This is a genomic window from Actinomyces sp. Z16, from assembly GCF_003111765.1.
Lineage (GTDB): Bacteria > Actinomycetota > Actinomycetes > Actinomycetales > Actinomycetaceae > Actinomyces > Actinomyces glycerinitolerans.
In genome coordinates, this window is record NZ_CP027862.1 from 1331481 (window position 1) to 1357780 (window position 26300).

Annotated in this window: 22 protein-coding genes; 6 read left to right on the top strand and 16 right to left on the bottom strand. The window is 68.7% G+C overall.

Annotation, left to right across the window (positions count from 1 at the left end; genetic code table 11):
- Positions 1–64 precede the first annotated feature (64 nt).
- Positions 65–298 carry a helix-turn-helix domain-containing protein gene (locus C3B71_RS05495; RefSeq protein ID WP_073327121.1) on the top strand — a complete coding sequence of 78 codons (234 nt, stop codon included), beginning with the start codon at positions 65–67 and terminating at the stop codon, positions 296–298.
- 88 nt (positions 299–386) lie between these two features.
- Here C3B71_RS05495 and C3B71_RS05500 read toward each other — a convergent pair whose 3' ends face one another.
- The gene (locus tag C3B71_RS05500) at positions 387–911 is read right to left on the bottom strand and encodes a Fis family transcriptional regulator (protein ID WP_108966654.1); all 525 of its coding nucleotides are present in this window, start codon (positions 909–911) and stop codon (positions 387–389) included.
- Positions 912–1085: 174 nt separating this feature from the next.
- On the opposite strand from C3B71_RS05500, the gene C3B71_RS05505 reads away from it, so the two are divergent.
- Entirely contained in the window at positions 1086–1574 is a 489-nt protein-coding gene (locus tag C3B71_RS05505; protein WP_108966656.1) for a DUF6912 family protein, read from the top strand.
- Positions 1575–1654: 80 nt separating this feature from the next.
- Here C3B71_RS05505 and C3B71_RS05510 read toward each other — a convergent pair whose 3' ends face one another.
- The 11 genes from C3B71_RS05510 to hisN all read right to left on the bottom strand — a co-directional run bounded on the left by C3B71_RS05510 (position 1655) and on the right by hisN (position 16221).
- Positions 1655–4987 (bottom strand): AAA family ATPase, encoded by a 3333-nt coding sequence (locus C3B71_RS05510; RefSeq protein ID WP_108966658.1) that lies wholly within the window; start codon positions 4985–4987, stop codon positions 1655–1657.
- Entirely contained in the window at positions 4987–6426 is a 1440-nt protein-coding gene (locus C3B71_RS05515) for an exonuclease SbcCD subunit D (protein WP_108966660.1), read from the bottom strand. Before C3B71_RS05515 ends, C3B71_RS05510 begins: the two co-directional genes overlap by 1 nt.
- Positions 6427–6526: 100 nt before the next feature.
- Positions 6527–6901, bottom strand: a complete 375-nt coding sequence (locus C3B71_RS05520; RefSeq protein ID WP_108966662.1) for a helix-turn-helix domain-containing protein — start codon at positions 6899–6901, stop codon at positions 6527–6529.
- A 426-nt stretch (positions 6902–7327) separates the two neighbouring features.
- A complete protein-coding gene (locus tag C3B71_RS05530; protein WP_108966664.1) occupies positions 7328–7993 on the bottom strand; it encodes a DUF4276 family protein in 666 nt (221 codons plus the stop codon).
- Positions 7993–9132 carry an AAA family ATPase gene (locus tag C3B71_RS05535; RefSeq protein WP_108966666.1) on the bottom strand — a complete coding sequence of 380 codons (1140 nt, stop codon included), beginning with the start codon at positions 9130–9132 and terminating at the stop codon, positions 7993–7995. Before C3B71_RS05535 ends, C3B71_RS05530 begins: the two co-directional genes overlap by 1 nt.
- 1144 nt (positions 9133–10276) lie before the next feature.
- Positions 10277–11683: a tetratricopeptide repeat protein gene (locus C3B71_RS05540; protein WP_108966669.1), complete on the bottom strand. Its 1407-nt coding sequence runs from the start codon at positions 11681–11683 to the stop codon at positions 10277–10279.
- 96 nt (positions 11684–11779) lie between these two features.
- The gene (locus tag C3B71_RS05545) at positions 11780–11959 is read right to left on the bottom strand and encodes a hypothetical protein (RefSeq protein WP_108966671.1); all 180 of its coding nucleotides are present in this window, start codon (positions 11957–11959) and stop codon (positions 11780–11782) included.
- Positions 11960–12025: 66 nt separating this feature from the next.
- Positions 12026–12454: a metal-sensitive transcriptional regulator gene (locus C3B71_RS05550; protein ID WP_199912585.1), complete on the bottom strand. Its 429-nt coding sequence runs from the start codon at positions 12452–12454 to the stop codon at positions 12026–12028.
- Entirely contained in the window at positions 12451–14112 is a 1662-nt protein-coding gene (locus C3B71_RS05555; RefSeq protein WP_258522930.1) for an FAD-dependent oxidoreductase, read from the bottom strand. The genes C3B71_RS05550 and C3B71_RS05555 overlap by 4 nt, the downstream gene beginning before the upstream one ends.
- Before the next feature lie 231 nt (positions 14113–14343).
- Positions 14344–15207 carry an undecaprenyl-diphosphate phosphatase gene (locus C3B71_RS05560; protein ID WP_073327107.1) on the bottom strand — a complete coding sequence of 288 codons (864 nt, stop codon included), beginning with the start codon at positions 15205–15207 and terminating at the stop codon, positions 14344–14346.
- Positions 15208–15387: 180 nt separating this feature from the next.
- Complete coding sequence (hisN, locus tag C3B71_RS05565) at positions 15388–16221, bottom strand: histidinol-phosphatase (protein ID WP_073327105.1); 834 nt, start codon at positions 16219–16221, stop codon at positions 15388–15390.
- Positions 16222–16480: 259 nt separating this feature from the next.
- Between hisN and C3B71_RS05570 the strand changes: the two genes are divergently transcribed.
- The 3 genes from C3B71_RS05570 to C3B71_RS05580 all read left to right on the top strand — a co-directional run bounded on the left by C3B71_RS05570 (position 16481) and on the right by C3B71_RS05580 (position 22597).
- On the top strand, positions 16481–18949 hold the full coding sequence (locus C3B71_RS05570) for an ABC transporter permease (RefSeq protein ID WP_108966673.1): 2469 nt from the start codon (positions 16481–16483) through the stop codon (positions 18947–18949).
- A 391-nt stretch (positions 18950–19340) separates the two neighbouring features.
- Positions 19341–20129 (top strand): ABC transporter ATP-binding protein, encoded by a 789-nt coding sequence (locus tag C3B71_RS05575; protein WP_108966675.1) that lies wholly within the window; start codon positions 19341–19343, stop codon positions 20127–20129.
- Positions 20129–22597: an FtsX-like permease family protein gene (locus C3B71_RS05580; protein WP_108966677.1), complete on the top strand. Its 2469-nt coding sequence runs from the start codon at positions 20129–20131 to the stop codon at positions 22595–22597. The genes C3B71_RS05575 and C3B71_RS05580 overlap by 1 nt, the downstream gene beginning before the upstream one ends.
- 7 nt (positions 22598–22604) lie before the next feature.
- Here the strand turns inward: C3B71_RS05580 and C3B71_RS05585 are convergent, their stop codons facing one another.
- Entirely contained in the window at positions 22605–23285 is a 681-nt protein-coding gene (locus C3B71_RS05585) for a response regulator (protein WP_234416123.1), read from the bottom strand.
- A gap of 47 nt (positions 23286–23332) precedes the next feature.
- Between C3B71_RS05585 and C3B71_RS05590 the strand changes: the two genes are divergently transcribed.
- Entirely contained in the window at positions 23333–24514 is a 1182-nt protein-coding gene (locus C3B71_RS05590; RefSeq protein WP_108966679.1) for a sensor histidine kinase, read from the top strand.
- Between the two features lie 29 nt (positions 24515–24543).
- Here C3B71_RS05590 and C3B71_RS16125 read toward each other — a convergent pair whose 3' ends face one another.
- The 3 genes from C3B71_RS16125 to C3B71_RS05605 are packed head-to-tail and all read right to left on the bottom strand — an operon-like array spanning position 24544 to position 26239.
- Positions 24544–24750: a BsuBI/PstI family type II restriction endonuclease gene (locus tag C3B71_RS16125; RefSeq protein ID WP_108966681.1), complete on the bottom strand. Its 207-nt coding sequence runs from the start codon at positions 24748–24750 to the stop codon at positions 24544–24546.
- Complete coding sequence (locus C3B71_RS16920; RefSeq protein WP_108966683.1) at positions 24668–25042, bottom strand: hypothetical protein; 375 nt, start codon at positions 25040–25042, stop codon at positions 24668–24670. Before C3B71_RS16920 ends, C3B71_RS16125 begins: the two co-directional genes overlap by 83 nt.
- 21 nt (positions 25043–25063) lie before the next feature.
- Positions 25064–26239 carry an Eco57I restriction-modification methylase domain-containing protein gene (locus tag C3B71_RS05605; protein WP_159097651.1) on the bottom strand — a complete coding sequence of 392 codons (1176 nt, stop codon included), beginning with the start codon at positions 26237–26239 and terminating at the stop codon, positions 25064–25066.
- Positions 26240–26300 lie beyond the last annotated feature (61 nt).

Here is a 26300-nt window from a genome sequence, read left to right on the forward strand (position 1 = left end):
CATTGGCTATCCACAAGTATGTTCAACTATGGCGCATACGGCAAGATGATGAGAGCATAGTGCCATGCCGGATAAGTTTCTGACCATCGCCGAAGTAGCCGAGCACCTCCAGCTGTCCGCCCAGGGGGTGCGTGCCCTGATCCAGTCCGGGGAGCTGCCCGCAATCCAGGTGGGGGCACGGCACCTGTGGCGGGTTCCGGAGAGTGCCTTCGACGAGTACGTGGAGCGGCAACTGGCCGCGACTCGTCAGATGGTGGCCTCCGGGAGCGCCAAGACACCCCGATCCGTGAACGCCTAGGCCACCGAGCGCCGAGCCCGGGCCAAGACAACGGCCCGGGTCGTGACGCCTGCGGTCGGATCGGTGCCGTTTCTGCTGCCGCCACTGCTTACCGGCTGCGGATCACATCGATCACCGCCAGCGCAATGGTGATCGCCCCGGGGGCGTGCCCGGACACCGGGTCGCGGGCGACGTCGATGTAGTCGGCCCCCACCCAGGCGAGTCGGCCCGTGACCTCCTGCGAAGCGCAAATCACGCGCACCCGTGTGCCCGCGCGGGCGAGCTCCCGCAGCGCTCCCTGGAGGCTGGGGCGGTGGTGCCCATTGGGTGCCGGTGCGGGACCGGGCAGGGGCGAGGCCAGCGCGACCGCCTCGAGTGGCACGAGCGACTGGATCCCCTCGCCTTCATCCAGCAGCACGAAGGCGTCCTCCGCGCGCCGCACCACGCCGTCGACGGCGGCCCCGCCGCGCGTGCGCAGGTGCACGGTGCGGCCGACGGCGCCGCGCAGCCGGTCGGCCAGGTGCAGGGCGGCGATCTCCGCCTCCGCGAGGTCGGCGGCCTCGGCGGCGATATTGGTGCGCCGCTCGGCGTCGAAGCGGCTTTCCAGATCGGTCAGCAAGCTGTCCCAGTTCATACCGACAGCCCACCACATCGGCCCCGCCGCGCCAAGGGGACGTTAGTCGTAGCCCGCGCGTGCCGGTTGGGGCGGTGAACGCGTGCGGCGTTGGGGTGCGTGTGAGGGAGGCCCGGGTGGCGTGCGCGCAGTGGCAAGTGCGTGCCGGGACCGGTTTCGGGGCACACTTGCCCCATGCGCGTCTACCTGCCAGCCACCGCCGCCGACCTGTCCGCGGACTCGATCAGCCCCCGCACCGCCCACGCCGCCACGCCCGCGCTCGCCGCCGTGTTCCCCGAGGAGGACCAGGAGGGGCTGGAGGTCTCCGCCAGCCTGTGCGCCGCGGACTCCTCCGTAATGCTGCTGGCTGTGCCCGGCGCCGAGGCCCTGGCCGACCGGCGGGTGGTGATCGCCGCCGACGTCGAGGAGGAGCAGGTGCGGGAAGTGCCGGCGGGCGACGACGTGCTGCCGGGAACGGTTGAGTTGACCGCGCCAGTGGAGTGGGACGCCGTTGCGGCACTCCTCGTGGATGAGGCGGACGCCGAGCCCGATGTGCGCGCCGCCCGCACCGGTGACGAGGCCGCCTTCGAGCGCGCCGCCGACGCGGATCTGCTGTGGTACGACGTGTCCGAACGGAACGCACTCGCCGAGGAACTGGGCGCCGGCCGGCGACTTCTCCGCTGAGGCCACAGTGCCGCCCCCGAGGCCGCTGCATCGCACCCATGGCCCGGGGCGTCAACCCGCGGGCGTCGCCCGGCGTCCGGCTAGGAGGCGATCGTGCGCAGCGTGGAACCGGTCGGCGAGCGGGTGACCTCAATGCGGTCGGCCACCTGCCGACGCAGTTCCTCCACGTGGGACACGATCCCGACCGTGCGTCCACCGGCCTGAAGCCGCCCGAGTTCGGCGAGTACGGCCTGCAGCGTCTCGGGATCCAGCGAGCCGAAGCCCTCGTCGATGAACAAGGTATCCATCGACACCCCGCCGGACTCGGCCGTGACCACGTCCGCCAGGGCGAGGGCCAGCGACAGGGACACGTAGAACGTCTCCCCGCCGGACAGCGTCTTGGGATCGCGCACACCCGAGTCGGAGAACCGGTCCACCACACCAAGTCCCAGGCCCCGGTCCTTGCGGCGCGCAGAGCCGGCCTCGTCGGCGACCCGGACGAGCGCGTAGCGGCCCGCAGACATCTGGTCCAGCCTGTCGTTGGCGAAGGCGAGTACGTCGTTGAATCGCTCCAGCAGCACCCAGGTGGATAGCGGGGTCGCGGCGTCGTTGGAGCCGGTGGCCAGGGCGGCTACCTCCAGCAGGGCGGCGGAGTCCTCCATGGCGGTGGTGAGCGTATCGGCGGCGTCGGCGAGTCCGGCGGCCGCGTCCCGAACCCGGGCGAGGAACGCACGCGCCTGCTCCCGCGCCTGCAGCGCCGCCTCGTAGGCGGCATCGGCGGCGGCCAGCCGCTCCCGGGCGCCGTCGACGTCGGCGATCTCCTCCCCCGTGAGGGAGGCGATCGCCTCGTCCTCGGTCAGTGCCTGCCGGACCCGTTCGCGCCGCGCCGTCGCCTCGTTGACCTGTGCCTCCAGGGCCGCCAGATCGGGGCCGGGCAGGCTGGCCGTCGCGGCCTGCTCGGCGGACACGAACCCGGCCTGTGCCACGACGTCGGCCAGCTCGCCGCGTTCCTGAACGACAGTGCGGGCGGTGTCTCCGGCCGTGGTGAGCAGGCCGGCCAGCTCGGCGGCGGCGTCGGCGGCGCCGGCCAGGGAACGCATACGTGCGGCCACGGACTCGTGCTCTCCACGGGCGTTGCGGCACCGTTCCCGATCCTGGGTGAGGGCGGCGGCCCCCGCCTCCAGGCGGGCACGGTCCTCCGCCAGGCGGCTGCGCCGCTGATCGAGGCCTTCGCGCAGCTGGTCGGTCACTTCGGTGAACTCCGCCAGCTCGGCCTCCAGCTGGGCCAGCGGCGCGGCGGTCCGCTCTGCGGCCTCGAGTTGGGCTGCGGCGGTCTCCAGGGACTGGGTGAGGTCGGCCACGGAGTCCTCGCCGGCCTGCGCCCGCGCGGCGGCCTGCTCGGTGACCAGGGCGTCGTGTTCCCGGGTGCGGGCGGCCAGGGCGGCATCCGCCTGCTGCTGCGCCGCCTCCGCATCCTCAACCTGGGTGCGAGAGACCGCGGACTCCCCGGGCGTGGCGGGAGAGGGGTGCTCGGTGGATCCGCACAGGGGACAGGGCCGCCCGTCGACGAGCTCGGTGGCCAGCGAGCCGGCGGTGGTGGTGATCCAGGCGCTGCGCCGCTGCGCAACCAGGCCCGCCGCGGTCAGCGCCTCGGCGGCGGCCTGCTGCACGGCGTCGCGGGCCGCGGCGATGCGAGGCTCCAGGGCCTCGGCCCGCTGGGCGGCCTGTAAACGCTCCCGGCAGGCGTCCCGCGTCACGCGCGCCTGCGCCAGCCCGGCCTGTGCCTCCCGGGCGGCGGTCAGGCGCTCGACCAGCTCGGCCTGCAGCCCGGGGCGCTGGGCCAACTGTGCGGCGGCGCGCTCCACCTCGGCCGCGGTGGCGGTCAGCCGCTCCTGTTCCGCCTGCGACGCCTGCGCCCGGGCGGGCAGGCCCGCCTCCACCTCGACGACGGCGCTGAGCGCTCCGGCGCGCGTGCGCAGGCTCTGACCGCGCTCGGTGAGCGCCGCCGCGGCCGCGGTCACGGCCGCCAGGGCGGGCTCGACCTCGGGGGTGGGAACGGTCTGGTGCGCGTCGGAATCGGCCGTCGGCTCGGCCGCGGTGCCGGTGCCGCCCGCCTCGGTCGAGAGCAGTGCAGCGAGCCCGTCCAGGGCCGCGCGGGCCGGGACCGCCTCGGCGGCGGTTACGGCGCGTGCGCTATCGGAATCGGCGTCGGCGGCCTCCGCGGGGGCGGCGTCGGCGAGGGTCTGTGCGGCCCGGCTGCGGGCGGCCTCGGCTGTACGTGCGGCGTCCCGTGCCCGGGCCAGTGCGCGGGCGACCGGCCCGGCGCGGCGGGCGGCATCCAGGCGGGCGGCGGCGTCGGCGTCCTGCGCGGCGGTGGCGTCGAGCTGCTGCTGCTCGCTCAGCAGCCGGGCACGGCGGCTCAGGCGCTCCTGCAGCGCTCGCGCGGCGTCGAGGGTGGCCGACGCCTCCCTCCGGGCGGCGTCGGCCACCTGCAGGGCCTGTTCGGCGGGAGCGGCCGCGGCCTGGGCGGCCCCCACGGCCTCCTCGCCGAAGGCGATGATGGCGGCGGCATCCGGTGCGGCGGCGGTGACGAGGGCCTCCAGGCGGGCGGCGGGCGAGGAGTACGGCCCCGGCTCGATGACGTCGTCGGGCCACGCGGGCTCGTCGGCGGGGACGCCGGTTGATGCCCCGACGCCGGGAGCGGCAGACGCGTCATCCGTCGGCGCATCGGTGACCGGTGGCGGGGTAACGGGCGCGGACAGTAACGGGGCCAGGACGTCGGCGCGGGTGCGCAGGACCTGCCGGGCCGCCTCCGTCTGCCGCTCTACGTCGCGTCTGCGGGCGCGTAGCTCCTCCTGCATGGCGTCGAAGATGCCGGTGCCGAACACGTCGCGCAGCAGTTCGTGGCGCTGATCGGAGGTTGCTCGTAGGAACCGGGCGAACTTCCCCTGGGGCAGGATCACCGTCTGGGTGAACTGCTCCCGGTCCAGGCCCACGATCCGACGGATCTCCTTACCCGCCTCGTCGACGCGGGTGATCGGCTCATCCACGGTTGCCCCAGCGGGAGCCGACATCCGCCACAGCTTCACCGTGGCGTTCTGCTTGGTGGTGCCGCTGCCGCGCTGCTTGGGCCGCATGTACTCCGGCGTGCGCAGGACGCGATAGACGCCGGCGGAGGTGGAGAAGACCAGATCCACCGTGCTGCGGACGGCGGGGTCTACAAGGGTGGAGCGGATGCGCTGCTTGGAGGAGCCGTCGGAGTCGGCCACCTGCCCGTACAGGGCGAACACGATCGCGTCGATGATGGTGGTCTTGCCCGAGCCGGTCGGCCCGGTCAGCAGGAAGCGGCCGGACGCGGCGAAGCGGTCGAAGTCGATGGTCTCCGTGCCGCGGAACGGGCCTACGCCGGTGATGGTCAGTCGGTGCAGTCGCATCAGCGCTCCTCCTTACTGCTGGTCTGGCGGCGGGCGGCATCGTAGACCTCGGACATGATGGCGTGCTGGGCGGGGCTCGGAGCATCCCCGAGCATCTCGGCCAGGAAGCGGTCGGCCACCTCCACCGGGTCGGAGGCGCGGCTGATCGTGATGGTTTCGCGCTGCTCGCGTTCGGGGCGGGCGTGGGAGAAGGCCAGCAGGTTGGGGAAGCGATCCTTCAGGCGGGCCATGGTGCCCGACGGCATGGGCCCGGTGAGTTCCACCCGTATCCAGTCGGTGGCGTGTGCGGCGTTGGCGGGGGCGAGCAGTTCCTCGAGCGTGCCGCGCAGCGTGGTGGGCCGGTACGGAGTGGGCGTGGGGATGCGCTCCAGGCGAGTGACGCCGGAGGCGTCCAGTTCCAGCAGCACGGAGGACTTGGCGGCGTCGGCCTCCGGGAAGGAGAAGGGCAGCGGGCTGCCGGAGTAGACCAGGCGCGGGTGGGAGGTGCCCGTGCCGGCCGCCTCGGCGACGGCCTGCGCGCCGTCGGCCCCGCGGTCCCGGGCGGAGTCGTGCAGTTCCTGGGGGCGGTGCAGGTGACCGAGGGCCACGTAGTCGAGTCCGCCGGAGGTGCCCGCCAGCGGTGAGCCTCCGAGCGTGGTGAACACGCCGGCCGGGACGGAGTCCACTCCGCCCACGCGGATATCCCGTTCGGAGTCGGGACTGGCCTGAGCGCCGACGACGAAGGCATGCGCCATGGCCAGCGCCGGCACCCTGGCCGCGTCGTCGGCTCGGCGGGAGGCGAGATCGCGGGCCACCAGCCGCAAAGCCCCGGAGACCACCGCCTCGTGGCTGCGCGGCAGAAGGCCGGAGCCGGCCTGGGAGGGCGAGCCGGCGCGGGTGGGGGAGTCGACGTCGCTGGCGCTCGCGGGGGACTCGCCGTCGGCGGGTGAGGGCACGGCGAGGTCGGCCGGAGCCGCATCATCGCCCTGCACGCCCGAGCCCTCTCCCTCCCCGAGGCGCTCGGCGAGCAGCCGGGGCAGGGATACGCGGGCGGCGTCGGGGTCCAGGTAGGGCAGGGCGTAGACGTACAGGCCGGGGCGGCCGGCGGCGTCGGGGATGATGACGGGCCGGTCGACGTCGGCCACGCGCACGCGCAGGTCCAGCCCCTCGCGCAGCAGGGCGGCGGCGAAGCCAAGCCGCTGGGCGGAGTCGTGGTTGCCGGGGGTAAGCACCACGCGGGTGCGGTCGGCCAGGCGGCACAGGGTGTCATCGAGCAGACGGACGGCGGCGGTGGGCGGGATGGCGCGGTCGTACACGTCACCGGAGATGACGACGGCGTCCACCTGCTCGGAGTCCACCAGTTCGATCAGATGGTCGGCGAAGGTGGCCTGGGCGTCGTCGAGCACCCGGCCGTGGAAGGTGCGCCCGAGGTGCCAGTCGGAGGTGTGGAGGATCCGCATGCCCGCAGCCTCTCACAGAGCTCCGACACGAATTCGAGGTGCTTAGCGGGCGGCGTTCAGGGGACTGCTGCCCAGCGGTCAGCGGGCGGGCGCGTGACGGTCAGCCTGTGGCAGTGAGCTGGGAGACCCGGCCTCGGGAGATGCCCATAATGGCAGCGGTGTCGGAGACGGACAGTCCTTCGGCGCGCAGGGCTAGGGCGGCCTTGCGCCAGGCAGTGGCGGCCTCTTCTTGCAGCGCTTTGGCGCGGGCGGAGGCCTCTTTGGCCGCGCGAACCTGCGCTAGGGAGTCGACTTCGGGGACGATGTCGATCTCCCAACTGGAGTGGTCGGTGGTTTCGTCGACGGTATCGAGGTAATCGATGACCTGCTGGCGTGCCCGGTCGAGGTGGGCTACCTGGGTGTGGTGGTCGTCGTCGAGCTCGAGCTCCCAGCCTCCCGACCAGCGGGTCGCAGTCACCGTAAGGCTTCGGTTCATGTCCTGCTCCTTTCAATCGCCCGTAGCGCGTCGCGAGTGACTTTCGGTGAGACCTCAGGGGTGCGGGTGATCACGACGGTCACTGAGCCGCAGCGCCAGACTTCGTGATCGCCTTTACCTCGGCGTGCCGTGAAGCCTGCCTTGACAAGCATGCGCGCCAGGTCCCGGTACCTCATTGGCTTCGTCATCGAAGTTTACCGCCGGTAATCGCGCCGCGTCTAGGTGGGCTAAACGGGCTGGCCTGGGCGTCGTCGAGCACCCGGCCGTGGAAGGTGCGCCCGAGGTGCCAGTCGGAGGTGTGGAGGATCCGCATGCCCGCAGCCTCTCACAGACCTCCGACACGAATTCGAGGTGCTTAGCGGGTGGCGTGCAGCGGACGTACGGCATGTGGTTAGAGAGTGGGCGGCACGCACCGTCGACGGCGGCTCAGGATGGCGCGTCCTCGAGAAGGCTCTTCCACCAGGCCGCGAAGGTGGGGCACCGCCCCAGAAGCTCTTCCGCACCCGCCAACTCTGCAAGCTCCCGGCCATGTTGCACTTTGCGGTATTCGGGACAGGCCCGGAGAATCCGCTTGGACGGGCTCGTGTCCGGCCCGTTGTTGACCTCCTCTGGGCCTCCGCTCGCCTCGACAGCTTTGATGAGTTGCTTCAGCGCCTTTGCTGAGAAGGCTCCCGTCGAATGACCGGCGGAGATGGATGCGAGTGCCAGTGCCTCGATCTCATGCTTAACGACGAGTGGGTGGAACCTGGGGTCCTCGAAGTGGTCTCGAAGGGCCTGTTCCAAAGACAGCCGGTACGACTCCCCTTTGCCGTTGGAAACGTAACCGGGTGCATTGCGCGGGTAGCCGTAGAAGTCTATCAGCAGGCCGACACTGCTCAGATGGGTGCCTTTAAGCAGGTTACGCAGGCTGTGATCATAGTTTCCCCAGGTGCCGCCGCCCCGGTTGGGTCCTTTGGGCGTTTGGGATGTAGTGACGGGAATCGGGTAAACGTACACCGAGCGAGACTTCGCCATGGGGGCGAAAACGCTCTCCAAGATGTCTTTCTCGGTTTGTCCTTCAACGAGCACCATGACTTGTCTGGGAGCTGTCATCAGATAACCTCGATCGGCTGCTCGTGGAAGGACGGATGGCCTGTGAGCAGGTTCATCTCCCACAGGGCTCCTACCGAGTACTCCTCGAGAAAACCTGCGAGGTGTTCAGGGTCGGGACGCGTGGCGACCGTGGTGCCGTCGACCCGGTTCAGCACCAGTACTTCACCGATTTCGAAGTGCGACAGCAAGGGCACCGACTGGGTGGCTACCAGGACGCGATGCCCAATCCTGCCTGCGGCGTGGATCATCTCCGCGAGCAGCGTGATCGCTGCAGGGTGCAGGCCGAGCTCGGGTTCGTCCAGAACTACGGTCGAGGGAAGATCTGGGCCCAGCAGTAGAGTCGCCAGGCACACGAACCGCAGGGTGCCGTCGCTCATCTCGCGGGAGGAGAAGACGCGGTCGAGCCCACGCTGTCGCCAGCGTAGTCGGAGCCGCTCGTTCTGGTTCGACTCCAACACGAAATCCTCAAAGAATGGCGCCGCGGAGCGTACGGTCGAGACGATCTGCTCGTAGCGGTGGGGGTGATTCTCGCGAGTCTTGAGCAGGAATGGGCCAATGTTTGAGGCGTCGGAGTGAAGCGCAAGATCATCTGCGATATTGCTGTACTGGCGCACAGGGGCGTTGGGGGATACGTCGTCGAAATGGAATACGCGACATCCGGAGACGATCGGCGCGACGTAATAGGCAATAGCACGTTTACCCTGTCTCTCGCGCGGGGCGGTCTTACCTCTTCCATGCAGGTCGCTTCGGGATATCCTCTCCCAGAAGGGGCGATCGCGCGATGGCTGTTGGAACAGGAGATCCTCTGTGACGCGGGGAGCGTCCTCGTCGTCAAGCGCGAGCGCTACGCGGTAGCCGTTGACGGGACGCCCCGGGGCAGCTGCGCCGAAAATCGAGATGCGCGCGGCGCCGTCCTCGTCGCGGAGGGATGGCGCAAGCCCGCCGCGGTCCGTGAGATAGTTCTGGAACGTGTCATCCCAGACGCGGGAGACGAGCTCAAGGGCGCTGACCAGGTTGGACTTGCCGGACCCGTTGGCACCAATGAGGACGGTGACGTCACTCGTCAACTCCAGGTCGAGGTCGCGAATCGAGCGGTACCCCTGGATGACGATACGTCCGAGCGACTCCTGGGCTGCCATGCTACCAGGCTACCGCGTAACTGCTTCGGGTGGCGTGCCGAGCAGACAAGGCGCTCTGAGTCAGGTGATCGTCCTCGATCCCTGACGACTCCCGGGCACGGCGTAGTCTGTGTACCGCGGGTGGGGCTGTCGAGGACCTTCCTAGACCGGCGGATAGGCACTGGCGCGGCTACTACCTCGGTGCACGACTCCGAGGGACCGAGTGCGCCCGACCCCGACGGCGGGGCTATTGCCGGCTCTTCCGGTTTGAGGGTGTGGTGCTTCCGGCGTGGTGGCTTCGGTCCGGGTTGCGGTGGTCGTGGTTGGGGTGGTGAGGTCGGTGTCGGGTCGGCGGGGACGTTCTCGGGGGCGGATGAGGTCGATGTCGGGCCGGCGTGGTCGTGCTCGGGCCGGCGTGGTCGTGCTCGGTAGGTGCTGGTCTGCCGAGAACGTCCTCGTCATCCCCAAACCCTGCACATGCGGGAGGGTTTGGGGCTTACGAGGACGTATTCGACCAGCGCAGGTCGTTGTTGGGCGCACGAGGACGTTTTCGGGCCGGCGAGGGCGTCCTCAGGCCGGTAGGGGCGTCCTCGCCGCCGGCCGGGCGGAGTGCTCGAGGACGCGGGTTGAACCTCCACGGCGCCGGCTCACCACGCCAGAACGCCTGGCCTGGCTGCACTTGGCTGCCGACAGCTCCGGCGCCCGGAAGCGGGACCGTCTGCAACGCCACTTCGCCGTCTGCAACGCCACTTCGGCGTTAACAACGCCAGTTAACCGTCTGCTGAAGGCCCCAGAGGTATACAGCAGAGCGTTAAGTAGCGTTGTTAACGCCCAGCCGGCGTACCAAACACCCCACGCCACCCACCCCACCCCATGCCATGTCCCAGGACATCGGCAGCACTCCTGCCGCCGCCCCAGACAACCACCACACCCCCAAACCGGAAGAGCCCTATTGCCAATCCCGATGGCGAGGGCGGCGACCTCGCCATCACCTTGAAGTAGGGCGTTGGGCAGGCTTAGCGGCACCTCCGCAGCCAGTGATGCCTGATGGGCGTGCAGGTAGCCGAGGGATGAAGCATGACGGGATCTGTGCAACCAGTCCGCTGGAAGGTTCCACATACCAGGGGAGCGGTCACTTCACGGCGCTGTGTGGTGCCTCAGAGGTTCAAGAATCCTTGTGGTCGGAATCGGCCGCACCCATCAGCTTGACCACATCCTCCTGGCGGCACGCTGCCTGGTAGGCGTAGGCGAGGTTGTTGCGGCTGGTCAGGGTGTCGGGGTGGTCGGGGCCGAGGATGCGCAGGCGGTCCTGCAGGACCTGCTCGAACAGGCTGATGGACTCTTCCACTTTGCCCGCCGACTCGTAGGCGCCGGCGAGAATGCCTCGGCTGGCCAGGGTGTCGGGGTGGTCGGGGCCCAAGACACGTGTCTGGAGTTCTACCGCGGTTCTCAGCGATAGTGCTTCTTGAGATGCTCCAAGCTCGGATGCCCACCAGATCGTATTGGATAGCAAATCGCCAATGGTGGAATACTTAAAAAGATCGCGTGAGTGCTCCTGCTCGGCGATGGCTCGTAATTGTGCGACGCGGTCCAGTACTTCGCGGCGACGTTCCTGCGTGTTGTTTTGTGGGATCGTGTCGAAGTCGATTGCGGTCAGTGTGGCCGCTGCCGCCGCAAGCATCTCCTTGTTTTGATCTTCAGTGCGCGTTTCTCTGAATACCTGCCCCTGCAGGCGGTGAATTGTGACTGCGGTACCGTCATCGGAGGCTTGGCAGATCGAGGAGTTGCGGAGTTCGGGCAGCGCCCGGCGTGCTTCGCCCGCATCGCCTGTGGCTGCCGAAAGCCAACGTGTGGGTACTCCAGATGCAGCGAGCAGCGCCAGGGCTCCCAGCTGGTCGCGGGCGATCTTGGCCCGTTGCACTGAGGTGGCGGAGAACCGCTCGAGCACTCCTTCGATCGCCATCCACAAGACGATGGCGACGCCGTCAGGGTAGATGTCTCCGTCGAGCTTGGGCACAGCATCCTCAAGCTTGGTCTGGCTCAGGCGAACCAGGTACTCGCCCAAGGTACAGCTCTCGTATTTGATGGAGGCGGCGGCCTGAGCGATTGCCAACGGCAGATCGCCGAGTCTCTCGGCGATTTCGCCAGCAGTAGTTGCATCGTCCTGACCTGTCCTGCGCAGCAGGAAGTCGACGGCCTCCGACCTGTCGAACTCCGCGACGTCGATCTGGTCCCATCCCTGCCCGTCCCAGCCGGAGTGCCGGGTGGCAGTAGCGAGCACGCGCAGTCCTTGGCCACGTGGCACCACGTCACGCAGATCGTCAAGGCGCTCAACATTGTCCAGGACTATGATGCGGTCCGAGGGCTGAGCGGAGGCGAGCGCGTTGAGACAGCGCTGTGCAAGCACCTCAGGGGTCAAATCCTCGCCGGTTGGCACTCCCAGAGCCAGGCCTAACTCCGATAGCCCTGCCAACACCGAATCGCGAGACTGGGCATTAATCCAGGCCACAAGGTGCCAGTCCTGTTCCTCGCAGCGCCGCGCGAGCGGCAGCAGGGAGGGGAGCTCAGCCATGACATGACTGTAGGGCGGATGACCAACCCGCGGAGACGCCCCAGGTCACGCCTGAGAAACAGCGTCGCAGGGGGCGGCAGGGCACTGGCTGCGGCGCTACTTCCTCCCGAAGAGCCCCCGCAGGAAGCTCGACGGCGTGGCGGGCGCGGCGGGCTTGTCGTCGTGGCCCTGGCAGCGCTGCGACTTGGGCACGCCTGCCAGCGCCTGCTCAATGTGCTGCCCGCAGCCGGCCCAGGTGGGCTTGCCACACCGCTTGCATGTCACCTTGCGACACATGATGTTCTCCTCTGGTTGTGGTGATCGGGTGATGAAAAAAGGGGGGGGATCGCGCCCGGGTGGCGCTCAGACCAGGGACAGGAAGATCTTCTCCAGCTCGTCCATGGTCAGCGCCACCGGCCGGGAAGCCCCGTCCGACGAGGCCCCGGTCCCGTCGGTCTCGCCGACGCCGTCCCCGCCGTCCCGCTCGGCCGACGCCGTCCGCTCGCCGTCGGCGCAGGCTTGCATGGCGGTGGCGACGATGACGAACCCGGCCCGGTTCAGCGCGTGCGTCACCGCCGACAGCTGTGTGACGATCTCCTTGCAGGAGGCCTCGCGTTCGGCGGCGTCGATGACGGCGTCCAGCTGGCCGCGCGCCCGCTTGAGCCGGTTGACGATGCGCCGCTTCGTCTCCGGATCGCACTCGAATCCCGGGGCCGCCGTCGCCTCAGCGCCTGCCGTCGTCGCGGCGGCACCTCGAGTTGCGGCATCTTGAGCCTTGGCCACGGCGATCACGCCCCCACCAGGTAGGAGTCGGCGGCGTCCCCCAGCCAGGCGCGCAGAGTGATCATGCCGCCGGTGAGGACCGAGGATTTCAGCCCATTACCCGCCAGGATCCGGTGGGCGATATTCGCCCGCACCCCCACCTGGCAGATCACGCCGATGGGGCGTCCCGCGGCGGCCTGCCGCACCTCCTCGATGCGGGCGCGCAGCTCGGTGTGCGGAATGTTGAGGGCGCCCGGCACCATGCCGCGGGCGACCTCGGCCCTCGTGCGCACGTCCAGCAGCAGGTGGGTCTGGCGGACCCGCTCCAGGTCGCGCACATCCCACACCTCCACGGTTCCGTTCAGGACGTTCGCCCCCAGCATTCCGGCCAGGTTCACCGGGTCCTTCGCCTGTCCGAAGGGTGGGGCGTAGGCCAGGTCCAGGTCGATCAGGTCCGCAACGCCCAGCCCGGCGCGGATGGCCGTGGCCAGCACGTCGATGCGCTTGTCGACGCCGTCGCGGCCCACGCACTGGGCGCCGAGAATCCGCCCGTCCGGTGCGAAGCTGACCGACAGGTGCAACTGCGATGCCCCCGGGAAATAGCCGGCATGCTGGTTGGGGTGCAGGTGGATGGTCGTGTACTCGATCCCGGCGGCGTCCAACGCGGCGCGGTTCGCGCCGGTCATCGCCGCCGTCATACCCCCGACGCGCACGATGGCCGTGCCCAGGGGTGCGGGGATCGGGCGGGCGTGGTCGGGATCCATGATGAAGTCGGCCACCAGCCGCCCCGCCCGGTTCGCCGGGCCTGCCAGGGGGACAGGACGCCGCGCCCCGGTCACCGGATCGGTGGACATGGTGGCGTCGCCGACGGCGTACACGTGCGGCAGGTTCGTGCGGCCGTGCTCGTCGACGATGATCGCCCCGCGCTCCAGCTCCAGCCCGGAGGAGGTGAAGGCGTCGGTGTCCGGGCGCACCCCCGTGGCCAGGACGATCAGGTCGGCCCGCACGCGCGTGCCGTCGGCCAGGCGGACCTCGTCGGCGTCGGCGCCGTGGCTTATGGACTCGGCGGCGGTTCCCGTGCGGACGTCGACGCCGAGCCCGCGCAGCTCCTGGGTGATCGGGTAGGCGTGCTCCCGCTCCAGCGGCGGCAGCACGTGCTCCGCGTACTCGACGATGGTGGTGGCAATGCCGCGCTTGGCCAGCACCTCGGCCGCCTCAACGCCAATGAAGCCCGCGCCCAGGACGACGGCGGACCGGGCGCCCGCGTCCGCCCACTCCCGCAGACGGGCGGCGTCCTCAACACTGCGCAGGGTGGCCACGCGCGGCGAGTCGAGCCCGTCGACGGGCGGGCGCGTGGCCTGTGCGCCGGGGGAGAGCACCAGGGCGTCGTAGCTGAGGCGCTGGACGCCGTCGGCGGTTCGCACGATCACCTCCTGCGCCTCGGGGTCGATGCCGACCACGTCGTGTCCGGTGCGCACATCCAGGTTCAGCCAGGCGCGCAGCCGCTCGGGGGTCTGCACCAGCAGGTCGGCCTGGTCCTCGATCTCGCCGCCCACGTAGTAGGGCAGGCCGCAGTTGGCGAAGGAGACGTGCCGCCCGCGGTCCAGGACGATGATCTCGGCCTCCTCGCTCAGACGGCGCGCGCGGGCGGCGCAGCTCATGCCCCCGGCGACGCCGCCGACGATCACCAGCCGGCGGGGCCGTACGGAGCCGGAGGAGGAGAGCGCGGCTGCGCCGTCGTCGGGGCGCGAAGCAGCGGCCGGGGAGGAAACAGTTGGGGTCAACGTCGTGCCTTTCGCGTCGTAGTGCCGTGGTGCAGCATTCGGTACCCATTCCGGGCGACCACCTGCGCGCGACAATACCCCAGGGGGTATTAACGGCGCCTGCCTCGCCGGTGTGACTTCTACCGCCACCCGACGTCAGGCGGCGATGGTGCCGCTGGCCACCAGCACGATGATCAGCAGACCCAGCAGCACGCGGTAGATGAGGAAGCCGGTGAACTTGTTGGAGGAGACGAAGCGGAGCAGCCAGGCGATCGTCGCGTAGGCCACCAGGCCGGACACGATCGTGGCGATCGCCGTTGCCCCCCAGCCGACCGTCGCGGAGATGTCCCCGGCGGCGGTGACCGCCTCCAGGGCGCCGGCGGCCAGCAGCGCCGGGATGCCCATGAAGAAGGACAGCCGCGTGGCGGTGACCCGGTCGAAGCGCAGGAACAGTCCCGCGGAGATGGTGGCGCCCGAGCGGGAGATACCCGGGAACACGGGCGCCAGCGCCTGAAAGCCGCCGATGATCAGGGCGTCCTTGAGGGACACCTCGCGCATGCCCTTGCCCGAAGAGGTGTGGGCGGCTCCGGTCGGCCCGTCGCTGCGCCGGTCGGCCAGCCACATGACACCCGACCACAGGATCAGTGCCCCCGCGATAACCCACAGGGAGCGGGCGGTCACCTCGATGAAGTCCTTGAACAACAGGCCCACCACGGCCACCGGGATCGAGCCGAGGATGATGCCCCAGCCGAGCGTGTAGTCGGGGTCGGTGCGCGCCTCGGCGTCGGCCAAGCCCTTGAACCAGGCGGTCACAATGCGCACGATGTCGCTCCAGAAGTAGACGACGGCGGCCAGGATGGCGCCCACCTGGATGACGGCGGTGAAGGCGGTCATGCCCACGGAGTCGATGTCGTAGTGCAGTAGCTTCTCAACGATGTTCAGGTGCCCGGTGGAGGACACGGGCAGGAACTCGGTGATGCCCTCGACGATGCCGAGGATGACGGCGTGCAGCCAGTTCATGAGGCTCCCAGCGATCGGGTGCGGTGTTTCCTGAGAGGCTACCGGGCATGGCCCGTCCCGTGCGCATCCGCGCGTGTGGAACCGGCCTCAGCACGACCGGGCCAGGCCCCACGCTCCGCCGCCCGACGACGGCGCCCCGGTACGCGTCGGACCGCGGCCCGCCCGGCGTCGTCGCCCGGGTCAGTCGGTCTCGGCCGACAGGCGCTCCAGGACCGCCTCATGCAGCAGGGTGTTGGTGGCGACGGCGCTGCCGCCCCAGGGGCCCGGCTCGCCGGACAGGGAGGTGAAGCGGCCGCCCGCCTCCTCCACGATCGGCACCAGGGCGCCCATGTCGTACAGTTCCAGTTCCGGCTCGGCGGCCAGATCCACCGCGCCCTCGGCCAGGAGCATGTAGGACCAGAAGTCCCCGTAGGCGCGGGTGCGCCAGCAGGCCTGCATCAGCGACAGCATGCCGCGCAGCCGCCGCCGCTCGGCCCAGCCGGACAGCGAGGAGTAGGACAGGGAGGCGTCCTCCAGGCTCGCCACGCTGGATACGTGCAGGCGGCGGGCCGAGGCCAGGGAACGGCCGGTCCAGGCGCCGCCGCCCCGCACCGCCCACCAGCGCCGCCCGAGCGCGGGCGCGGAGGCCAGGCCGACGACGACCTCGCCGTCCTCGACCAGGCTGATGAGCGTGGCCCACACGGGCACGCCCCGCACGAAATTCTTGGTCCCGTCGATCGGGTCGATCACCCACTGGCGGGGGGAGTGGCCGGTGGTGCCGAACTCCTCTCCGAGCACGGAGTCGCGGGTGCGGGCGCGGGCCAGGTAGTCACGGATCAGGCGCTCGGTCTCACGGTCAGCCGCGGTCACGGGGGTCAGGTCGGGTTTGGTCTCCACCTCGAAGTCCTGGGCGTCGAAGTGCGCCTGAGTGAGCGGATCCACCTGGTCGGCGATGGTGTGTGCCAGGTGCAGGTCGTCGCGCCAACGGCGCTCCGCTGCGGGGGACGTGGGGGAGGAACCGGCATTGCTGCTCATGGCACGAGGGTAGACGGATGTCGCGCGCTTCCGGCTCCGACGGGGCCGAAGGACACCCGATTACCGTGGCGGACGGGGCGCGGACTCCTACCGCAGGAGGAGCATGCGCGGGCCGAAGGTCGTAGGCGGCGGTGAGGCTTTGGTACCGCAGGACCCCGAAAAGATCCGTCGAAGTGAGGTTTCGGGTCCTGCGGGCGGTTCGTAGCGTGAGTCTCAGCCGTCCGGATGCGGTCGGAACCCAAGCGAAGGAGCCCCACCCATGCCCGCCATGCTCGACCTGCGCCGCACCCTGGCCGCCCTGGTGGCGGTGGCCATGAGTGCGGCCCTGATCGTCTTCAGTTTCATCATCTCCGACACGGCCACCACCCAGATGACCGCCGCCGCCCGCGCCAGCCTGGGGGACGCCGACGTCGTCATCCTGCCCGAGCAGGGCGGAGAACTGTCCGAGGAGGCCGCCTCCACTATTTCCGCGGCGGATGGCGTGGCCGGCGTGCGCAGCTACACGGAGGGAACCATCTGGATCGACCGCATGGGCAGCGGCGGCGGCACCGAGTTCACCTACGTGCTGGACGTGCCGTCCCTGTCCGGCGGCACCCGCCTGGTCGAGGGGCGCCTGCCGCAGAAGGAGGGAGAAATTGCGGTCTCGCCCTCGGTCGCTGAGCAGGACGTCGCGGTTGGCAGTGCCATGGCGCTCAAGGAAGACCCGGTTGCCGCCCCCACCACCGCGGCCGTGGTGGGTGTGATCGCCCCCGGCCCGGAGACCACCCGTTGGAACACCAGTGAGCAGTACATCTTCGCCACCGCCGACGAACGAGCCGCCCTGGGGCTGTCGACGGCCCCGGCGGCCCTCTACGCGAGCGCCACCGCGGGTACGAGCACGCAGGACCTCATGGACTCCGTCTCACAGGCCCTCGACGCGGCCGGCCTGGACGCGAGCGTCTACTCCGCCTCAGACATCGTGATGATGCGCGCGTCGAACATGGGTGACATGAACTCCACCACGCAGATGCTGTTGCAGCTGCTCGGCCCGGTGTGCGCGGTGGTGGCCGGGATCGTGATTGCCACGACCTTCTCCACCCTGGTGGCGCGGCAGGCCCGGCAGACCGGGCTGCTGCGCTGTATCGGCGCGGGCCGTGCCCAGGTGTTCGGTTCGGTGCTGCGCAGCGCCCTGGCCACCGGCCTGGCGGGCTCGGTGGTGGGCACTATCCTGGGCGTGGAGCTGGCCGCCCTGTTGACCCGCTCCGGGCTGGTGGACGGCCTGGAAGCGCGCTATCTCACCGTCAACCGGCAGACGATAGTGCTGGCGGTGGTGCTCAGCACCGCGGTGACGCTGGTGGCGGTGGTGCGCCCGGCCCGGCAGGCGACCCGCGTATCCCCGCTGGTGGCCCTGACCGGGCAGGTGGCCGACGAGCGCTCGCTCAGCCGTCGTCGGATGCGGACCGCCGCGGCCGGGGTGGTGGTGGCCCTGATCGGTCTGGGCATCACCTGGCTGAGTATGTGGGCGCAGGTGGTTATCTACACGGCCGTGGGCGCGGTGCTCCTGGTGCTGGGCGTGCTGGCGGGGCTGCCGCTGCTCGTCGTCGGCGGTGCCCGACTGGTGGAATGGCTCGGTGGCGGTGCCCGTCGGCCCGTGCTGCAGTTGGCCGCCCGCAACCTGGCACGCAACCCGGGGCGCGCCGCCGCCACCACCGCCTCCCTGCTGGTCACGGTCACGGTCGGAGCCACACTCCTGTCCGGCATTGCCAGCGTCAACGCCTCCATGAGCGCCCTGCTCGGCGCCAGCGCGCCGGTCGACATCCGGGTGGACGGGATCGTCGCCGCCGACGACGCCGCGGCGCTGGCCACCCGGGCCAAGAGTGCCGACGGCGTGGAACAGGCGGCGGTGGTTCCGGTACTGGACGTGGGCATCACCCCGAGCGCCTACGAGGCCGACGAGATCACCGTGTCCGCGGTGGACCCGGCCGCGGCCGCCCCGGTTCTGCGTTCCGACAAGGGCCTGGAGGGCCTCGACGACGACACCCTGGTCCTCTCCCGCGAGTACCGCCTGGAGGAGGGGACGGCCGTCACTCTCACCGGCACCGGGGGCAGCAGGGAGCTGACCGTGCATCTGGCCGAGTCCGGCGTCGGGCCGGTAGTGACCCCGGCCGTCGCCGCCGAGCTGTCCGGAGGCGAGGTCACGGCCGCATCCCTGTGGGTGCGCACCGTCGGGGACGGCACCGACACGAGCGTGGTCGACGCGGTGCGCGACGCGCTGCAGCGGCCGGACCTGGTGGTCAGCACCTCCGCCACCGAGCGCGTGAGCTTCAACAACGAGGTCAACCGCATTGTCACCATCATTGTGGCGGTGCTGGCCTTCACCCTGCTGATCACCCTGTCCGGGCTGGCCAACACCACCGACGTGAGCGTGCTGGAGCGCTTCCGGGAGATCGGGGTGCTGCGCGCCACCGGGGTGCAGCGCGGCCAGGTGCGGCGACTGTTCATCACCGAGGCAGTGCTCACCTCCCTGCTGGGCGGGCTGCTCGGGGCGGTCATGGGGACGGTGTTCGGCATGGCGGCCGTGGTCGCCGTATTCGGGCTCGACGCCGCGGACAGCCTGGTGCTGCAGGTGCCCTGGGTGGGGATCGCCGGAATTCTGCTGGCCGCCGCGGCCATCGGCGTGCTCGCGGCGCTGCGTCCCGCCGGCCGTGCCGCCGCCGTCGCCCCGGTGAGCGCGCTGGCGCAGGAGTAGCGCTCGGCCCGGCCTCGCCAATGCATTTGACTGCGCCACCCGCACCGAGCGGGTGGCGCAGTCACGTTGTTTCGGTCAGCGCCGACTCGACGTGGAAGACTCGCTTATGCCGGTTCCGGAGCATCATTCTGGGTTGGCCCACTCGTTTTAGTCCCTACTGCGGGCCGCGGCTCGTACAGAATATGCCGAAGTCAGGGATTACCCCGAGTCGGTGTGACCGTGGTCTCGTCCTGGAGGGTGAGACAGGGGTGGTGCGGAGGTAGTAGACGGGGCTGGAACTTTCGTCCGCGGGCAGTCAAAAGTTCCGACTTTCAGCGGATTTCCAACGGATTCTTGGGATTCTAGCGTTGATCGCGTCAGCCAAAGCAATCCGTTACGGAGGAACCCCCCGATGTCCGTCCCCACCGAATCCACATACCTGGGCCTGTCCGGCGCCGACCCCGCCGCGCCGCGGGTGGTTGAGGCCAGGATGCTCACCAAGATCTACGGCACCGGCGGCGCGCAGGTCACCGCTCTGGACCAGGTCTCCCTGGCCGTCAGCCGGGGCCAGTTCGTCGCCGTCATGGGACCCTCCGGATCGGGCAAGTCCACCCTGCTGCACTGCCTGGCCGGCCTGGACACCCCGAACTCCGGCAGCGTCTTCATCGCCGGGAAGGACCTGGCCCGGATGAACGACCGGCAGCTGACGGCGGTGCGCCGCGACCAGCTCGGCTTCGTTTTCCAGGCCTTCAACCTGCTGCCGCAACTGACCGCGGAGGAGAACATCCTGCTGCCGCTGCGGCTCGCTCACCGCAAGCCCGAGCGGGACTGGTACAACGCCGTCATCGACTCCCTGGGGATCGGAGACCGGCTGAGCCACCGGCCCAGCGAGCTGTCCGGCGGCCAGCAGCAGCGCGTGGCGGTGGCCCGCGCCCTGGTGGGGCGGCCGGAGGTCATCTTCGCCGATGAGCCCACCGGGGCCCTGGACACCGCGTCGGCCGCCTCCCTGCTGGAGACGCTGGCCCGCATGTGCCAGGCCCTGGGGCAGACGGTGGTCATGGTCACCCATGACCAGAACGCGGCCGGGGCCACCAACCGGATCGTCCGGCTGCGGGACGGACGGATCGTCGGCGACGACGTGCTCGCCCGCCCCGCCGGCCAGCACGCCGCGCCGGCGGCCGCCATGCAGGGGGCGCGCTGATGCCCGCCATGCTTGACCTGCGCCGCACCGTGGCCGCCCTGGTGGCGGTCGCCATGAGCGCGGCGCTCATAGCCTTCGCTTTTTTCGTGTCCGACTCGTTCGCTGCCCAGATGCGTAGCAACGCCGAGCTTTCCGTCGGTGACGCCGACGTGGTGGTGAACACCGGACGCCGTGCTGACGGCGGGAAGGGCCTTGACGACACGCTGGTCTTCCGGCTTGAGAGCCTCGATGGCGTGGAGTCTGCCCGTGGCGAGCACTGGGACGTGATCCAACTCGATCTGCCGGCGGGCGACACCGCGGTGGTGACGCGGGACGTGCCCACTCTCAATGGGCATACGTTGTTGACCGCCGGTCGGTTGCCCGACGCCGTCAATGAGGTAGCGATTAGTACACGGTTGGCACAGACACAGAGTCTCGGCGTGGGCGACACGGTTCGACTCAAGAACGACTACGACGGCGACGTACACACTAGCCCCACTGTCGTCGGTATTGTCTCGCCGGGAGCCGAGGCAGGGGCGCTAGACGAAGGCACACAGGGAACCGTGTACGCCGTGCCGGAGCAGCTGGCCGCCATGGGAGCGGACACGTCTTACTACAACATTTACGTGACTGCGCAGGTCGGTGCTGACGCTAGTGCGGTTCTGGACGAGGTCCGGCAGGCGGCACAATCGTTCCGATCCGGGGTAGTTGTCCTAGGCGCCGATGAAGCCATTGCGCAGCGGGCCGCCTCATCCACCGTCGGCGGGACCTTAATCACAACGATCCTGAATCTGTTGGCACCCATGTGCGCGGTGGTGGCGGCGATTGTCATCGCCACCACCTTCACCACCCTGATTGCCCGCCAGACTCGCACAATCGGACTCCTGCGCTGCATTGGTGCCTCCCGCCCCCAGGTAACGCGTTCCGTACTGCGCACTGCCGCACTTACTGGGCTGACCGGCTCCTGCCTGGGAGCGGTAATCGGAGTCGGCGCGGCGGCAGGGATCATCCGCTCGGGGATCATCAGCGGCCTGAGCACCGACCAGCTCACGATCACGCCACGGGGCCTCGTAGCCACGATCCTGCTGGGCACGCTCGTCACCATCATTGCGGTGCTCCGGCCCGCCCGCCGGGCCTCCCGCGTCTCCCCACTCATTGCGGTCACCGGACTGACAGTGACGCCGCAGCGGTACGGTCACGGGCGGGCATGGGCGGCAGCGGGCGGCGGCCTGCTGGTAGTAGGCGGCGCCGCGGTCCTCATCTTCGGAGCGAGCACACAGAGCTTCTACGTCATGGTCGGTGGCGCCGTGCTGATAGCGCTGGGCATTCTGCTCGCCCTGCCGTTCCTGGCCGGGGTGTTGGTGACCCTCGTGGAACGAATCGGCTCCGACAGTAGGTACCCGACCCTCCATCTGGCGGCACGCAACTTGAGCCGCAACAGGGGGCGCTCCACCGCTACTACCGCCACCTTGTTCCTGTGCATGTTGGTCGGCTCCGCGGTGCTCGTGGCCTTCTTCTCCGTCAACGACTCCTACCAGCGAATCCAGGCGGAGAACTCACCGATTGACATCACGATCTTCGGGGTGGAACCGGATACCGATAGGGAAGCGCTGACCACAACGGTTGAGGCGGTCGACGGCGTAGAAGACACGGTTTTTGTCCCCGGAATGAACGTGGACGTGACCGTCGGAGGACAGACTCAATCGATCGACATCTCGTTCTTCGAGCCCGCGGAGGTCGCCGGCGTCTCCCGCTCCACGTCCAACATGGCTGACCTCGAAGACGACGTCTTGGTCGTCAACGACTACCAAGGAATCCCAGACGGCGCTCAGGTGACGCTGACCGGTCCGGCTGGCAGTGTCGAGCTAACCGCTCGCCACAACAATGCGTGGTGGACTCCGGCCATTACCCCCGCCACTGCGGAGCGCCTGAACGGAGGCGCGTCCACCGAAGCGGTCATGTGGGTGCGCACCACCGGCGACGGCTCCTCCAAGACCATCGAGGACGCGGTCAGCCAGGCCATCCGCGGCCAGAACCTCATGGCTCAGGGCAGCTCCGAGAACCGCGACGAGTTCACGGCACTTCTCCAGCGCACCGAGCTCACCATCGGCCTGGTCATGGTCGCCGCCCTCGTGATCTGTCTGTCCGGCATGGCCAACACCACCGATGTCTCCGTCCTGGAGCGGATCCGCGAGATCGGGCTGCTACGGGCAACCGGTTCCGACCGGTCCGGAATACGTCAACTCATCGTCACCGAGGCGGTGCTGCTGGCACTGATCGGCGGCGTCCTGGGTATCCTCGCCGGGGCGCTGGTCGGAGCGGTCGGATCGCTTGCCGCCATGGGCAACGTCGGCCTCCGCGTGAGCCTGCCTTGGCTCCCGCTGCTCGGCCTACTGGCGATCACAACGCTGATCGGAATCGGGGCGTCCCTGAGGCCTGCCGGTCGTGCTGCCGCTATACCGCCGGTCATAGCTCTCGCGCAGGAGTGAGAGTATGTCAGGAGGGCAAGCTGCCGGCCTTATTCGCGGCGACGACGAGGCGGAGCCGGGAATTCACCCCGTACTTATGCATCAGGCTGGACACGTGTCGCTTCACGGTGCTCTCCGCGACAGCCAGCATATCCGCGATTTCCGCGTTGGACATGCCATCGCACAACAGGGTGAGCACTTCCCGCTCGGCCGTGGTGATGCCGGGCGCTCGGTCCGGCATCACCGGGCGCAGGTGCTTGGCGACCAATTTGGATGCCGCATCCGGCGATAGAGGAGTCCCGCCGTCGTAAGCGGCGAAGACGGCGCGGACCACGTCATCCGGTTCGGCGCTCTTGAGGAGGAATCCGTTCGCGTGTCGGCCGAGTGCATCCATCATGACCGTGTCGTCATCCAGACCGGTGAGAACCACGACGGCCGTGCTCGGAGACTCCTGTTTCAATCGCGACAGCAGCTCCAGGCCGTCTAATCCGGGCATGGCCACATCGGTGAGGACGACGTCGGCGTGGGTTCCCCGTAGAAAGGGAAGCGCGTCGGCTGCGGAGGCGAAGGCGCCGAGGACCTGTATTCGCGGGGACTTGCTGAGGTAGGCCTGCAGAGCACGCAGTACGTAGGCTTCGTCGTCGACCACGACTACCCGAATCGGTTCGACGTCGGCCTTCTCACCGGGACGGATATCAGAGGTTGGCACGCCGCTAAGCTTAGGTCGGAAATCGTCCTCGCTGAACGTTCCTCACCATGCTGCACTTCCTCCCTCGATCCTCTCCTGTTGCCGGCCATGACGAGCCCGGCGCATGGCATCCCACGCTGCGCACCCACCTGCTACACGTGGGCATGGCGGGCTTCTTTTTCACCTTCGCGTTCTTCTTCACGTCACTCCCGAGAGAACCGGTGGCGATCAGCCTTACTGCGCTGGCCGCCCTTGCCCTGCCTCTGACCTCGGTCGCTCCGGTGGTCGGTACCGCAATGAGCATAGTGGTTACCTGGGTTGCAGAATCTGTCCCGCAGGATACGGGGCTCTTGGCCTCCACGGCCGCGTGGGGTGTGGTCGCTATGCTGCTCGCACGTGGCCTTCCCCGGTGGACGGTTTACTCGCTTGCCTGCATCATCACGTTGCCGGTGTTGTTACTGCCCGCTGTCTACGAGCCCTTGTGGGCTGCGTTCGTGTGGCCGGTCACCATGGGCGTTCCCAGCCTGGTGCTGGGGGAGATGCTCCGTCAGCAGCGTGATCAGGCTCGCCGTGACGCCCGGCGCAGGCGTGATGCCCGGCTTCGACAGCGCAGGCTTGTGGCCTCGGAACTGCATGACACGGTTGCGCGCGACCTCACCTACGCGGTGATGGCGGGCGAGCAGCTAAAGATCGCCCACGCCGGTGACGAGCAACTGAGCCGGGAACTCGACTCAATCATCGAGCCGGTGCGCGCTGCGGTAGCGCAGTTGCGACGCGGCCTACAGAGCGTGACCACAGACGACGGCGACGCTGACCTATTTCGTATGACCTCGAGGCCGCCGCGGCCGATTGATCAGACCTTAGCGGATGCGCGTCGTGCGCTCGCCGATCGCGGGGCCTCGCTGGAGGTCGACGGCGTGCAACTGCTAGCCGAAGAGCTCTTCACCCCAGGCACGCACCAGCAGGTGCTACGAGTCGTCGGCGAACTCGTTGACAACGCCGCCAAGCACACAGCCGCCGATGGATTGGCCAGAGTAGCGATAGATATCGATGACGGTGTTCTCGACTGCATGGTCACCAACGCGGTCGATGCGACGCAGAATTCGGACGGCGCATTGTCCTCCGGCCTGGGGCTGGCAGACGCGCGGCGTCGCGTGGAGACCCTCGGCGGTGAGTTTGTCGTAAACCGGGGCAAGGCACGGTGGACGGTGACCTTCAGCGTCCCTGTTCGAGCTACAGCCACTGGGTGACAGGGGGACAGCTGATGAGATCGCCCACATCAATGGTGGTACGGCCCCAAGAACTTCTCCCCGTTCAGGTGGATCATGTGTGTGGGCTCTGACGCCAGCCAGACCTCCGTCTCCCAGGCCATGTCGGGGAGGAATCTGCGCATGACCGAGCGATCAGGGAAGCAGGACACACATACGAGGTCGGCGGTCGATCGTGAAAACAGGCTGGACAGCTCGCTGTAGCGAATGTGGTCCACGGGCCCGTGGGTTGAGCTCCTCCATGACCATCGCCTTGATGAGGACGTTCTGTCCGCCTGCCTTCAACGTGAAAGTATCCCCCTCGGGCGTGGTCACGGGGATACGGGCTAGATCGCGGGCAGCTTGGTACTTGGCGGCGAGACTGCCCGCCTCAACGACGTACTCCTCAATAGCGGGGCCGAAGTCGGGGGTTCCGTAGAGCCGGATCGTCAGCAAGGCCTCCGGATTCAGCCGGTAGTTGTTCTTCGACGAGTTGGTCGCCCGCGAAGGGTCGTCGTCGTTGCGGAGTATTGCCTGCCTCCTGGACGGTGCTCATGCGGCCTCCATGCGTGTCATGCCCATTACCCTGCGGATGGCCTCTTCAGGATCATGCGTGCTCTCGCCGAGTCGGCGCAGCTGGCCCAGGTTGGGGAACCGCATCTGCCGCAGATCACCGGCGTTGACCTGGGTATGGCCGGAGAAGACTCGGAAGTAATCGTCAACCGGTTTCGAGTTCAGCCAGACCGCTAAGCCGACAGCAACCTCGGGGTCCAGCCCGTGCCCAGCGCAGTGGATGTAGTTCAACTTGTTGTCGAACGCTGGCTGCCTGCCGTCGTCGGACCACACGGCGGCGACCAGGCGCCGCTTCTCCTCCTTCGCGGAGAAGCGTTTGACCAGAACATATGTGCCTGCCGGGACCAGGAACTTCGTGCGCACCGGTTCGGTCGCACGGAACCACTGCGGTTTCCTCACGCTATCGCGGGGATGCACTACTCGCTGCCGGGTGATATTGGCCGGGTACACCATCGGTACGGCACCGTCGGACGGCTCGTATGCCAAGTATTCACGGGATCGGAAGTCCACCACGCGTCCGGTTGAAACCGTCATGCCGAGGTCGGCAAGCGTGTATCTGGCGCAGTTCATCCACTTGACCGCCTCGGCGTCCTGTGAGGATGCGGGAACGAACACGAAGTCATTCGTGACTACCTGAGCTGCCGATACATGTCGCGTCACGGGCGTGTCATGGTGATCCACGGATGAGGAGAGACGAATCGTGTCCGGCTGTGGACCGTTTATGGCAGACACAATGATCGTCTCCTGAAGTACTCCCAGGTCGCCGAATACCTCGGAACGTGACTGGAAGGTGTGGATGGCGTCGATCCCAAACGATGCCAGCAGAGTGCGACGGAAGTGGCTGAAGTAGGTGCCGTTCATCCACGAGCGCGGTGTGATGGAGACCTGCTGTCCGCCGGCGTCCAGCAGGAGTGCGCCAAGCGCCATGAAACCAGCGTAGATATTGGGAACGGCTATGCCTGCGCTGCGAAGATCGGAATCCAGCGTCGAGCGAGAGCGGATCTTGTGGTATGGCGGATTCTGAATCACCAGGTCGAAGTGCTCATCCGTGTGCAGCGCCCACTGCACGAAGTCGCTCTTGACCAACGACGTGCGTACGCCCGAATCGGCAGCACAGAAGGCTCCCCAGTGCCGCCTGGCGCCGGTTCGCGGCACGCTCCAGAAGATTCATGCCAGCCAGCGTACCGGTCCGGTGTGACGCGAACTTGCTGACTAA